Raw genomic sequence first — 12,456 nt, forward strand, 5'->3', positions numbered from 1 at the left:
AACTGCCACCCCGGCCCGCCTGAGCCGTGGTCACCCGCAGCCCATCAGCAAATTCCACCACGTTGACGGACGTGACCACCAGATCGCCAACCTTTCGCATCTCTGCCGCGATAACGTCACCGCCAATGAATATCACGCCGTAGGGCGGCGTGTGCTCGAAGTATGGGCCGATGTCAGCAAGGTCGCTGCAGCGGCTTGCCTGTCACCGGTCACTGCCGCAACTGACCACCTCGCTTGCCCCTGGGCTGGCAACTTGACGGTGCCCTTGAAGGGCTGATCCAGCCTCCCTGAGGCCAACCGCCACCGTTTCGCTATGCTGAGGTTCTTACCTGTTCGGGGAAGCTTCGCAACTTCGCAACAGAACCGCTACCGTCTAAGTACACTTTGATCCAAAGGTCTACCAAGTGGCTCCGGAAGGGGCCGAATGTGTAGCCGGTCAATGCCCGACATAGCGTCGCCTTGCACCTGCTCGGCCAGCCGTTCATGATCCCGTCTGCGGATGTCCTCTCCTGCTTCTTCAATATCGACCTCGGCAAAGCCCAAAGCTCGCAGGCCCCCCGCACCCATTCGGTAGGCGGATTCGACCGTCTCGCGGATCTGATAGTCGACACCTGCGCGCATTAGTTCGACCGCATGTCCGCGGTCATAGCTTCGTACCAAAAGCTTAGCCTGCGGGAACTCGTGCTGAGCCAGTTCCACGATCTGCATCGCGGAGTTCGGATGATCAATGCAGATCATGATAGCATCGGCTTGTCGCGCGCCGGAGTGATGCAAGACATCAAGGCGAGTGCCGTCTCCAAAGAAGACCTTGAATTCGTATCGTCCAGCGTCACGGATCCTCTCGGGGTCCTTGTCGATCACAGTGAGGTCGACGCCTCGGGACAGAAGCGCCTGCGACGCGATCTGGCCGAAGCGGCCGAAGCGGATGATGAGTATCCGCCCCTTCAGGTCGCGGGCGACATCGACGCCGTCCATCGGTGCTTCCGTCCGAAGCATCTTGTTCGTCGCCATTATGAGCGGATGAGTCAGGGCCATGGACAAGATGATGACGGTGGAAAACAGCTCACTCTCTCGCGCATCGATCACGCCGCCCGATGTCGCTGCAACGTAGAGCACAAAGGCGAACTCGTCGCCCTGCAGGAACATGGAAGTCCGGTGTAATGCTTGGTGGTTGGAGCCGCCAAACAGCCGAGCCACCGCATAAACCACGACGCCCTTTGCGACCGTGAAAGCGACCAAATGATCAGCAGGAACCGCGATTCGGCCGCGATGACGGCAAGATCCAGCGACATGCCGACGGCTAGGAAGAACAGCCCCATGAGAAGGCCGCGGAACGGCTCGATGTCGCCTTCGATTTGGTGCCGGTAGCTTGAACTCGAGAGCATCACCCCAGCAAGGAACGCGCCCATCGCCATTGAAAGCCCGGCGACATCCATCAGCAGAGCCGCACCAAGGACCACCAGCAGCGCGCCGGCCGTCAGGACTTTCCGCGTCCGCGCTCGCGCCAGCAGTGCGAAGAACGGGTTCAGACCCCAGCGTGACACCGCCAGGAGCGCCAGTAGCGCCGCAACCGCCACCAGAATGCTGGTCCATCCCGCCTTCCCTTGCGACAGCGGCGACAGAAAGGCAACCACCGCCAAAAGCGGCACAATCATCAGATCCTCAACAAGAGGATCGCGACCGACTTCTGGCCTTCGGTGTTCGACATCTCTCCGCGGTCCTGCAGCACCGACATGATGACGGCAGTCGAGGACAGGACGAAGCCCGCCCCGGCGACGAAAGCAACTGGACCGGACAACCCGAGCACCACCACGCCCGTCAGCGCAAGGGACGCGATCGCAGCGGCGACCTGAGCAAGGCCCAATCCAAGGATTTAGCCACGCATCGCCCACAGCTTGTGCGGCCGAAGTTCCAGTCCGATCACGAACAGGAACATCACCACCCCAAGTTCCGAAAAATGCAGAATGGATTGGGCATCGGTGAACAGCCCGAGCACTGACGGACCTACCAACACGCCGGCGGCGAAGTAACCCAGGACCGAGCCCAGGCAGAGCCGCCGGAACAGCGGCACGGCAACGACGGCCGCGCTCATCAGCACTACCGCAGGAGCGATGATCTGCCCCAGGCTCGCTTCAGCCATTAGGTCGCCTTCCTCGTGTCGTGGGTAGCTGCCCGGACGACCGGGGCAACCTCGCTGCCCAGAAGTTCGATCGAACGCTTCATCGCCACTGTTTCGGGCGAGGCGGTACTCATCTGAAAGGTGATGCGCGAGACACCCCCAAGCACCTCGCCGACATGGAGCATCTTGGCTGCGACCGTCTTCGGATCTCCAACCAGGAATGCGCCTTCGGGGCTGGCCATGGCATCGAATTGCCGGCGCGACGGCGGCGACCAACCGCGTTCACGGCCGATCATTCCCGTCAGATGGGCCCAGCCCGGAAAGAATGCATCCCTGGCTGCCGTGTCGGTCTCGCCGACGAAGCCCATCGCATGGACACCTACCTTGAGTGTTTCTGGGCGATGCCCGGCGCTAAAGCCGGATTCCCGATAGAGATCGATAAGCGGGCGGAAGCGCTCGAAGGTGCCGCCGATGATCGCGACCATCAATGGCAAGCCGAGCGTGCCGGCGCGGGCGAAGGACCGGGGTGTGCCGCCGACGCCGATCCAGACCGGCAGCCGCGGCTGATGGGGACGCGGGTAGATCCCCTGACCTTCCAGCGGTGCACGGAAGCGACCTTTCCAGATCGGATAGGTCGTCTCGTTGAGCTTCAGGAGCAGATCGAGCTTCTCCGCGAAGAGCTCATCATAGTCCCGCGGATCCAGGCCAAACAGCGGATAGGCCTCGCCGAACGAGCCTCGGCCGACGACGATCTCGGCTCGACCCTTGGCGATCAGATCAAGAGTTGCAAATTCTTGAAAGATCCGGACTGGGTCGGCGGCGCTCAGCACCGTTACAGCGCTCGTCAACCGGATCCGACTGGTGCGGGCCGCGGCTGCCGCCAGGATGATCGCCGGCGCGGAATCGAGAAATTCGGCACGATGGTGCTCGCCGATACCGAAGACATCGAGTCCGACGCGGTCGGCGACCTCAACTTCATCGAGGAGCGAGGCCATTCGATCGGTTGCCGAAGGAAGCTTGTCCGTCACTGGGTCGGGGAGGATGGCAGCGAAGCTGTCGATACCGATTTCCATGAGAGATCCTTGCGAAGCATTCGGTGGCGCGGTGGAAGACACGGTTCGGGAGCCGCGAGCAATCGCATGTCAGAGCCGATAATTCGTCATGACGCTCTGCAGCTTTATGAGCTACGCCGCCCCCTTCCCGGAAAAGTGTCTCTTGGTGGAAAGCGCCGCCCGAAGCCGCAAGGTCCAGCTTCGGCATTGCCTGTCAGGCTATGGCGATCTCGGCCTGCGTTCCGACGAAGCACGCATCGCTATCCTGAACGCTGCGGACGAGCGCCCCGAGATTACATAGATGCCGTTGCCGGTGCTCGGTCGCCATTTGGCAGTATCCGACACCGATAACTCGGTATCCTTGTGCTGGGGACTATAAGGGAAGGCCGCACCTGGATCGGGTTGCACTGTCCGATTGGCGACTGGGAGGCGCCTGCCGACAGGCGCAGCGAGATTGCCTCCGCAAGATCCGACTCCACCTCGATGAAGGCCTGCGGCATGTCGGCGCGGTTGTATCGACAGGCCAGTTGGCGCGGCGAACGCCCGAGATTCCGATGACGATGGGGGACGGGCAAGCGGAGCTGCCAACATAGAAGCCGGCGTCGGGCATGAAGCGATGCCGGACATACCCATCGCCTAGCGTCGTACCCTAACGGAGATTGGCATGGCCCTCATAGCGCGAACGAATTTCGATCTTGCTGAAAGACAATGCGGTTCACCCGCACTCAAATGGATGGACTTCGGCCGTTCAGTCCAATGGCCCGCTCGTCTGCAGGAAACTGCGAGATAGGGCCAATCCTCGGGATAACGCTTGATAGTGAGTGTCGGCGTGCGCCCGATGTCAGTCGCAACCCGTGCTTGCGCAGCAGTAGACACCGCAGCGACCGGCGTTGCGAGGACAAGGCCCGCACAGCCGTCAGCGACCGCTGCAAGCCATCCCACACGAAGCGACGCGGTTGATGGCGGACGCGGGCTTTTTCAGCGGCCTATCGTGGCGGGATGACGAGGGCCGGCCAGCACTCAGCGCTTGCTGAATGCATCCTGCCGGATTCTTGCCACCCCGCCCGCATCAGCCTGCGTTGCCCGGAATCGGCGTGTTGAGTAGCTGCTGCTCCCACAGATACGCGATGCCGGTGCCACCGAGGTGATCGACCATGATCCGCGTCAGGTCTTCGACATGCTCGATGCGTGCCCAGTCGCGCTGCCACTCGCCGGCCAGCGCCATCCAGGTCATCGGGTTCGCGCCGGCCGCGATCATCCGCTGGATGGCAACCTCGTGCGCTTCGGTCGAAACGCCACCCGACGCGTCGGTGATCACGGTCACGTCCCAACCTTCGCCGGCGGCCTGGATGACCGGCATGGCAACACAGACTTCGGTCCACAAGCCCGCGATGATCAACTGCTTGCGGCCGGTTGCCTTGACGAGGTCGACTACCTTTTTGTCCTCCCAGGTGTTCACCCAGGTACGGTCGATCACCTCCTGGTCCGGGAAGACGTCCGTGATCTGCTTGAAAAGCAGGCCGCCGCGTGCCGCAAGCACGCTCGAGAGGATAGTCGGAACGTTGAAGGCTTTTGCGAGCTTCGCAAGCGCGGTCACGTTATTGACCACGGCCTGCGGATCATGGCTGTTCACGTTCGTAAGCTGAAAAGCCTGATGATCGATTAGAACGAGGACCGAATCCTCGGGACGAAGGAGCGATGCTAGGCCGTTACGAAAGTCCATTCCTGCGTCCTTTGCTGCCACCTTATGCGGCGCTGGTTCTGCGAAGACATGTGCCAGCGGGCCCGCTTGCCGGGCGCAATCTGCCGTTCCTTCCGGTAACGCGGTAGTGCCATAGTCCGGCCAGCTGTGTCGCAAAACAAGGAACGGCCAAGTGGACATCGAGGATCTGCGGACATTCATCGCAGTGGCTGATGCCGGGGGCGTTTCGGCTGCCGCGCGCCGGCTCGGCCTCTCCAAGTCGATCGTCAGCCGGCAACTCTCTCGGATTGAAGCGGAGCTTGGCGTCCAGCTTCTCGCGCGGACGACCCGCGGCGCCGCGCTTACGGAAGCAGGGATCACCTTCAGAGACCATGCGGCCCGAGCCAGCGCCGAGATTGATGCGGCGAAGGAGACGATCCTCCCGAACGGTGAATTGCGCGGCCGCCTGAGGGTTGCCATGCCGCTTACGTTCGGCCCGACCCATTTCGCGCCCGTGCTTGCGGAAATGGCGCAACTCCATCCGAATCTTCACGTCCACACCTCCTACAGCGATCGCTTCGTCGATCTCATCGCAGAAGGTTTCGATTGCGCGATCCGGAGCGCCTACCTTCAGCACTCCAATCTGATTGCGAAGCGCGTCGGACCAATTCATGGAAAGCTTGTTGCAAGCCCGGGCTACATCAAAGCGCAGGGTTCACCTGAGGCGGTGGAGCAGATCCTCGACCATCAGGCCCTCATGAAGGGGACGGAAACCTGGCAGTTCCTGGATGGCGACAAGATTGTCACGATCCAGCCGCAGGGCAGGTTCAAGGCCGATAGCGCCACGGCGCTTGCAGCGGCAGCAGTGGCAGGTCTCGGCATCGCTTGGCTCCCCGATTGTATCACAGCGGAACATGTGGCCTCCGGCGCGCTGGTGCCGATCATGCCACGCTATCCAGTCCCTCCGGGAGCCGCCTATGTCGTCCGCCCGCCGGGCCAGCATCCCACGCGGAAGGTGCGGGTGCTCACCGAGATGCTGATCGAGTATTTTGCACGGAACCCAGATAGCTGGGGTCTCGACCGCTGAAATGAATGGGACAAAGGCTTGTTGAGGACCGCGTGCAATGGTCGCTTCGACGCGTGGCCGCTGGGCTCAACGAGTGCCCGCACGTACCATTTGCCGCAACACCGCTCAACGCGCGCATGGCTAATCGGCCATAAGGTGGCGCGCCACTTTGGACATTCGCATCGGCAAGGGCAGCGGCTCGACATCGGACCTGACGAAGAGGACCCGCAGCAATCGCTGTTGGGCAGGCCGGAGTCTGGGCCTACGGGGGCGAGGACGGGCACTGTGGGATGGCCCATGGCATTCACGCGCTGGCGCATGTCGATTGCCCTGGTGTAGGTGGCCTCGCTGATAAGCAGGATGCTGCTCATGCCACTTTGATTATACCGGTCATAGCCTCGGAAGCGCCTGCCTATTGGATAGGCCCTTGACGCTTCATCGGCTTGCTCCAGCCATTCTCAGCACATGCGAGACGCGATAGGGCTGTAATTTCATCGCTTCGCCGAACCGCTCACGATGTGCTCGTCGTCGGCGGCGCGCGTCAACCGTCGGATTTAAGGCACACATCCGAGTAGGCAAGCTTTACCGAAGGCTGCCCTGTGACACGCCAACGGGCGCTGCCGTTCGCCCACCGTCAACGACGTATTGCGCGCCGGTGATGTTGCTGGCGAGATCGGAGCAGAGGAACAAAACCAGGTTCGCCACCTCTTCTGCGGTGCCATAGCGCCGGAGCGGGATCAAGGCCGCATACCGCTCTTCAACACCCTCCGGATTGTTTGGGGATACCTGCTTGGCAATGTCCTGCACCATGCGGGTCGTGATCGGGCCCGGGCAAATCGCATTCACGCGAATACCGAGCGGACCAACTTCGCCTGCCGCGACCTTAGTCATTCCAATAACGGCATGTTTGGAGGCCACGTAGGCTGGCATTCCCGCAGTTCCAACCAACCCCGCAATCGAGGCCGTGTTCACCACCGCCCCGCGTTGCTGCCGAATCATGACGGGAAGGACGTGCCGCAATCCGAGGAATGCACCCTTAACGTTCACAGCCATTACCGCGTCGAAGACCGCCTCGTCGTACTCCGCAGTCGGTGCGACCCGCCCCTCAATGCCGGCATTGTTGTGGAAACAGTCAATCGCGCCGAACGCGTTGAGCGCTGCCTCAACATAGCCGAGCACATCGCCGGACTGCGTTACGTCTGCCTGGTGGAAAATCGCTGCACTTCCGATCTCAGCCGCCACCGCGGCGCCCGCCTCGGCATCACGGTCAACGACTACCACCCTCGCTCCACGATGTGCGAAACCCAGCGAAACGGCTCGGCCGATCCCGTTGGCGCCACCGGTCACGACGGCAACCTTGCCGCTAAAATCCATGATCTTCTCCCCCCTCTCGTACACATTTATCTGTGCAGAAGCATGCTGACCGTCCGCGTATGAGGATTCAAGCGCGGGCTGCTTCGTGACGGTTGCGAGCGGAATTCGATGACCACTGCCCGTATGAGGCCGATCACGGCAACGGCTCCAGCACAGCCGAAAGGCTGTTTCACTTTCCTCCGCAAAAGAGCGGACGTCCACCTCGCTGGCGCTGTTGAGATCGTTCGGCGCACCGCCCCCATCGTACGCATCGAGGAGCTTGGGGTTGTAGAGCCTGCCAGATCGGGTCCGCATGAAATCCAAGAATGGGCCAGCATAGCAAGACCTGAACCAATGTCCTGGCGCACGCCGTACGACACCAAGGCGGCATTGCTGTCCCACCGGCGGCCTTTCCGCCCGCATCCCGAAATACGGCGGCCAAGGTGTTGCGCGACAACGTCTACGCCGCGCTGCTGATCCGCCATCCAAAGGAGGTCACCATTGTGCCGTCACGCGCGAATGCTGTGCGAAGTGGGGCCATGGACCGCGTCGACGCAGCGCGATCCGTATCTACGATGTGTCGCCGTGCGCGGCCGCGTGGCTGGCAGCGGGTCTCAGGCAATGGCTGGCGCGCTCTGGTACAAGCCGAAACCGCGCGATGCAAACGGGGCGTCGGTAAGGGCGCGTGCCCACGCTGAAGAACTTCAGGCAGCTGAGGAGGCGATCGCCGGCGAGGTGCTGAAACGAATGGTGGAGCTTGGACGCCCAAGCATGTCCGCACCGCATGGTCCGGACCACAAATGGGCTTCGATGCGCTCGCTCCGTCGATTTGTACAAGAGGATGGTTTCTCGTCGAAAGCAACAACGGTGGTGCTAGGCTTGCAGAGGTGCGGCCGGATGTCCGGCCCCGCCCAACAGCGGAGGGAAAACATCATGACAACCCGTCGCAGGGTGCTCGCAGGAGCGGCCGCTACCGTTACCGTCCCTTTTGGTGCGCCGCGCATCGCCGCCGCCCAGGCCTCGCCCGGTGTTACTGCAACCGAGATCCGCATCGGTAATACCATGTCGTACAGCGGTCCGGTCTCTGGCCTCGGCATTCAAGGCAAGACTATGGACGCCTACTTTCGAAAAATGAACGATGATGGCGGTGTCGCAGGGCGGAGGATACGCTTCCTGACCTATGACGACGGCTACAGCCCGCCGAAAACGGTGGAGCAGGTGCGGCGGTTGGTGGAGCAGGACCAAGTGGCCTGCTTATTCAGCAATCTCGGCACGCCGACCAATAGTGCTGTGCTGCGTTACTTAAATCAACGCAAAGTGCCAAACCTTTTTCCCTCCACCGGTGCCGACAAGTGGAGTAACTACCAGGATTTTCCTTGGACTATTGGCTTTCCGCCTAGCTATCGCATTGAGGCACAGCTCTACGCCAAGCACATCTTGGCAGCGCATCCAGGCGGACGAATCGCCATTCTGCATCAAAACGACGATTTCGGCCGCGACTATGTCCATGGCGTGCGCGACGTATTGGGGTCGAAGTTCGAAGAAGCGACCAAGGTGCTGAGTTACGAGAGCACCGATCCCACAATTGACCAGCAAATTATCAGCCTGCAGAGCAATGGCTGCCAGGGGTTGGTGCTGGCGGTGACCGCAAAATTCGCCTCCATGGCTATCCGCAAACTGCACGAGATTGGCTGGAAGCCGACCACCTGTGTGCATTATGGCGCGAACTCGGTAGGCGTCGTGATCCAACCAGCCGGGCTGGAGAAGGCGGTGGGGCTGACCACTGCGGCCTACCTCAAGGACCCGACCGACCCGGCCTGGGCGCAGGACCCCGGCATGCTCCAATGGCGAGCCTTCATGGCGCGTTACATGCCGGATGCCGACCTTACAGATGCGAACTCGGTCTATGGTTACAGCGCAGCCCAGGCAATGACGCAAGTTTTGCAGCAATGCGGCCAGGATGCCTCGCGCGAGAACATCATGCGCCAAGCGACCAACCTGAAAGACGTGGAGATCCCAACGCTGCTGCCCGGCATCCGGCTAAACTCCTCGCCTACCAACTATCGGCCGATCCGGCAGATGCAACTCCAGCGCTTCAATGGAACGACTTATGATCGCTTCGGAACACTTATGGAGGGCAGCATAAGCTGACAGGTAGCGCTGGACCAACAGGGCGGCAGACCCGAAGCGTCGCGCCGCCCTGAGTTTTACCCCGGGGCCGGCTCACCTTATCTGCGGGTCGATTCCTGGGATAGATCAGCGACTGTTCGGCAGCGAGAACCAATAAGGAATGATATCGGCGAAATGTGTTGCTCGGCGGTTGATATTGTGCCATTTCGCCCAGTAGCACTGTGGTTTCCGCACAACATTGTCTGTCTTGCGCCCATCGCCCGGGCCCTTTTCTTTTGGAAATATTTAGTCTTGTTGTTCTCTGTCCATCAGAGACTCGGGACTGGAACCAGAAGAATGGGAGGAGTTCATGTGGAGCAAGCGATTGCCGTCTGGCGGCGGAATGTCTGCATTGGCGTTCGGCGGGACTCAGAGGAGGAACTCCTACCCTGTCCTCGTCGCCGCAGCCTTCCTCTGGTGTTGTTTGGCCTTCCTGACCTTCTCGACATTTCTGGGCTCCGGCACAGCCAAACGGCCAAGTCTGGATGATTGGCCGACCGGCCTTGCACAGGCGGGGTTTCCGGCAACCATGACACACGATCCGGCCCCGAAGTCGGGGCAAGCATGGGCCAATGCGGTATCGCCACCACGCCTCACCGTTGCGCCTCAGCGCCACGAGCTTGCGCAGCCCGATCCGGTGGCGCTGCCTTCGCTGGTTGCAGGCCGAGATGCACCTCATGCGGGCCAGGAAAAAGTGGGGGAGGGAAGCCTTACGCCGAGCAAGCCGATGGTGCGCATCCATCACCGCCACGGCTCCTACGCTGGCCGAGAGGCGGCGATGCGGATTGCGCAGGAGCTGCGCAAGGCAGGCGCCGATCTGGTCAGCATCAACGCCGAGCCAAGGGTGCCTGCCATACGACGGTTGCAGTACTCCAGCCAGGCCGACCTCGCCGAAGCCAACGCCTTCGTGCACCGCTTCCGGCATCGCTGGGGGAATACTTGGCAAGTCGATCTGCTGGACGGCGGGGCAAGCAGGCGGCAGTTCGAGATCTGGCTACCCCACCGCTGACCAGGGGCCGTGGACGCTCAACAGTCCTTGCCGGACGCAGTGTATCCTTCCCCGGGATCGGCGATGGACGCCCGGTGAGGCTTCTGGTTAGCATTCGACAGGAGGCGGGCTTCGAGAACAACGCCTCATGGCGAGGTAGCGATGAACGATCTCGATCAATCCTGGCAGGAGTTTCAACACGCGCACCAGATCCGACGTTTGGCCGCCGATTGGCTCAAGGCATTCGAGACCGCGCTCGCCTCCCGGGACGCCATGTCGCTCGGCACCTTGTTTCACGACGACGCCCATTGGCGAGATGTCCTGGCCTTCACCTGGCACATCACACCGTTCGCCGGGCGGGAGAGCATCGCAACACGCCTTGCCGCAGAACAGGCACGCATCGGGGCGCACGGGTTCCACCTTCCGCATGATCGGAAGCCGCCACGCCGGGTGAAGCGCCTTGGCATCGACAGCATCGAGGCGATCTTTGAATTCAGCACGGCGGAGGGCCGTGGCGCTGGCCTGATCCGCCTGTCGCCGGCAGCCGAAGTCGGCGCACGGAAAGCCTGGCTTCTCTCGACCACGCTGGACGCGCTGACAGGGCACGAGGAGAAGATCGGCGCCAATCGTCCCACCGGCGCCGCTTATTCCCGCAATTTCGGCGGCGACAACTGGGCCGACATGCGCCAGAAGGCCAGCGCCTACGACGACCGTGAGCCCGCGGTTCTCGTGATCGGCGGCGCACAGGCCGGCCTCTCGATCGCCGCACGCCTCAACCAGCTCGGCGTGGACACGCTTGTCGTCGAGCGATGGCCGCGCATCGGAGACAGCTGGCGAAAGCGCTACCACTCGCTCGCCCTGCACAACTCGATTCACATCAACCATTTGCCTTACATGGAATTTCCACCGACCTGGCCGAAATACATCCCGAAGGACATGCTGGGGAACTGGTTCGAGTTTTATGCCGATGCGATGGAGATCAACTGCTGGACGGATACGGAATTCGTCGGCGGCGCGTGGGATGACGAGGCCACGTGCTGGACGGCCCGGCTGAGGCGCTCCGACGGCAGCGAGCGCGTCGTCCACCCCCGGCACCTCGTCTTTGCAAACGGCGTCAGCAGCTATCCGGTGATCCCTGATCTGCCGGGCCTCGACGAGTTCGAGGGCCAAGTCATACATTCCGAGAACTTCGACAGTGGTGCGGTCTGGACAGGGAAGAAGGCTCTCATCCTGGGAACCGGCAGCAGCGCCAATGATATCGCCCTCGATCTGCACAGCCATGGCGTGAGCACCACGCTCGTTCAGCGAGGTTCCACCACGGTTGTCTCGATCGACCCGAGCGCCAGGCTGAACGAGGCCATCTGGGACGAAGGCGGGCCACTCGAGGATTGTGACCTCATCGTCGCCTCCGCGACGCCGCCTCTGATCATCAAGGCCTATCAGGCCGTCGCCAGGCGCATGTACGAGCTTGACAGTGAGATGATCGAAGGCCTGAAGCGCATTGGTTTCCGCCATGACTTCGGCGAAGACGAGACCGGCCACCAGATGAAGTATTTCCGCCGCGGCGGCGGCTACAACCTCGACGCGGGCAGTTCGGACCTCATGATCAGAGGCCAGCTGGGTCTCTTGCAGTATGAGCGGATCGAACGCTTCATGGCTGACGGCGCGCTTCTGAACGATGGCTCAATGGTCCCCGCCGATCTCATCGTGCTTGCAACCGGCTATTACCCGCAGCAAGAACTCGTCCGCCGTGCCCTCGGTGAGGAGATGCTGGCGCGCATCGGGCCAGTTTGGGGCATCGGCGCCGACGGTGAGTTGAGCAACATGTTCAAGCGCACGCCGCAGCAGGGCTTGTGGTTCATCGCCGGCGGCCTGGCCCAATGCCGGATCAATTCGAAATACCTTGCCCTGCAGATCAAGGCGATGGAGCTTGGGAAGCTTGGTCCGCTTTAGAGTCCATCCGGGATCATGTGGTTTTCTGACATAGCCTTCGCAGCATGCGGCGGACGGATGCCCAGCGCAGGAAGG

The 12,456-nt window shown here is 61.8% G+C and carries 13 protein-coding genes; 6 read left to right on the forward strand and 7 right to left on the reverse strand.

All coding sequences use genetic code 11. The annotated features are described in order from the left end of the window. Positions 1 to 277: hypothetical protein (locus JMJ56_RS34515; RefSeq protein WP_407927982.1), on the forward strand; the 277-nt coding region annotated here is incomplete at its 5' end. An 89-nt stretch (positions 278 to 366) separates the two neighbouring features. On the opposite strand, the gene JMJ56_RS36290 is transcribed toward JMJ56_RS34515, so the two are convergent. The 5 genes from JMJ56_RS36290 to JMJ56_RS31250 are packed head-to-tail and all read right to left on the reverse strand — an operon-like array spanning position 367 to position 3,192. Next, positions 367 to 1,146 (reverse strand): NAD-binding protein, encoded by a 780-nt coding sequence (locus tag JMJ56_RS36290; protein ID WP_202835717.1) that lies wholly within the window; start codon positions 1,144 to 1,146, stop codon positions 367 to 369. Then, entirely contained in the window at positions 1,083 to 1,655 is a 573-nt protein-coding gene (locus JMJ56_RS36295; RefSeq protein WP_202835718.1) for a cation:proton antiporter domain-containing protein, read from the reverse strand. Before JMJ56_RS36295 ends, JMJ56_RS36290 begins: the two co-directional genes overlap by 64 nt. Further along, positions 1,655 to 1,864: a hypothetical protein gene (locus JMJ56_RS36300; protein ID WP_202835720.1), complete on the reverse strand. Its 210-nt coding sequence runs from the start codon at positions 1,862 to 1,864 to the stop codon at positions 1,655 to 1,657. Before JMJ56_RS36300 ends, JMJ56_RS36295 begins: the two co-directional genes overlap by 1 nt. 9 nt (positions 1,865 to 1,873) lie before the next feature. Continuing rightward, the gene (locus tag JMJ56_RS36305; protein WP_202835722.1) at positions 1,874 to 2,140 is read right to left on the reverse strand and encodes a cation:proton antiporter domain-containing protein; all 267 of its coding nucleotides are present in this window, start codon (positions 2,138 to 2,140) and stop codon (positions 1,874 to 1,876) included. Continuing rightward, on the reverse strand, positions 2,140 to 3,192 hold the full coding sequence (locus JMJ56_RS31250; protein ID WP_202835724.1) for an Atu2307/SP_0267 family LLM class monooxygenase: 1,053 nt from the start codon (positions 3,190 to 3,192) through the stop codon (positions 2,140 to 2,142). Before JMJ56_RS31250 ends, JMJ56_RS36305 begins: the two co-directional genes overlap by 1 nt. Positions 3,193 to 3,280: 88 nt before the next feature. Here JMJ56_RS31250 and JMJ56_RS31255 point away from each other — a divergent pair, with 88 nt between their 5' ends. Further along, positions 3,281 to 3,472 carry a hypothetical protein gene (locus JMJ56_RS31255; protein ID WP_202835726.1) on the forward strand — a complete coding sequence of 64 codons (192 nt, stop codon included), beginning with the start codon at positions 3,281 to 3,283 and terminating at the stop codon, positions 3,470 to 3,472. Positions 3,473 to 4,240: 768 nt separating this feature from the next. On the opposite strand, the gene JMJ56_RS31260 is transcribed toward JMJ56_RS31255, so the two are convergent. Further along, on the reverse strand, positions 4,241 to 4,894 hold the full coding sequence (locus tag JMJ56_RS31260; RefSeq protein ID WP_202835728.1) for a hydrolase: 654 nt from the start codon (positions 4,892 to 4,894) through the stop codon (positions 4,241 to 4,243). A 151-nt stretch (positions 4,895 to 5,045) separates the two neighbouring features. On the opposite strand from JMJ56_RS31260, the gene JMJ56_RS31265 reads away from it, so the two are divergent. Beyond that, positions 5,046 to 5,939 carry a LysR family transcriptional regulator gene (locus tag JMJ56_RS31265; protein ID WP_202835730.1) on the forward strand — a complete coding sequence of 298 codons (894 nt, stop codon included), beginning with the start codon at positions 5,046 to 5,048 and terminating at the stop codon, positions 5,937 to 5,939. A gap of 561 nt (positions 5,940 to 6,500) precedes the next feature. On the opposite strand, the gene JMJ56_RS31270 is transcribed toward JMJ56_RS31265, so the two are convergent. Continuing rightward, positions 6,501 to 7,586: an SDR family NAD(P)-dependent oxidoreductase gene (locus JMJ56_RS31270; RefSeq protein WP_236038974.1), complete on the reverse strand. Its 1,086-nt coding sequence runs from the start codon at positions 7,584 to 7,586 to the stop codon at positions 6,501 to 6,503. A 306-nt stretch (positions 7,587 to 7,892) separates the two neighbouring features. Between JMJ56_RS31270 and JMJ56_RS31275 the strand changes: the two genes are divergently transcribed. The 3 genes from JMJ56_RS31275 (at position 7,893) to JMJ56_RS31285 (ending at position 12,381) form a co-directional block, all read left to right on the forward strand. After that, on the forward strand, positions 7,893 to 9,422 hold the full coding sequence (locus JMJ56_RS31275) for an ABC transporter substrate-binding protein (protein WP_202835734.1): 1,530 nt from the start codon (positions 7,893 to 7,895) through the stop codon (positions 9,420 to 9,422). 328 nt (positions 9,423 to 9,750) lie between these two features. Beyond that, positions 9,751 to 10,449: a hypothetical protein gene (locus tag JMJ56_RS31280; protein WP_202835736.1), complete on the forward strand. Its 699-nt coding sequence runs from the start codon at positions 9,751 to 9,753 to the stop codon at positions 10,447 to 10,449. Between the two features lie 141 nt (positions 10,450 to 10,590). After that, complete coding sequence (locus JMJ56_RS31285; protein ID WP_202835738.1) at positions 10,591 to 12,381, forward strand: flavin-containing monooxygenase; 1,791 nt, start codon at positions 10,591 to 10,593, stop codon at positions 12,379 to 12,381. The last annotated feature ends 75 nt before the right edge of the window (positions 12,382 to 12,456 follow it).

Origin of the sequence: Belnapia arida, assembly GCF_016773205.1 — a bacterium.
GTDB classification, from domain to species: domain Bacteria; phylum Pseudomonadota; class Alphaproteobacteria; order Acetobacterales; family Acetobacteraceae; genus Belnapia; species Belnapia arida.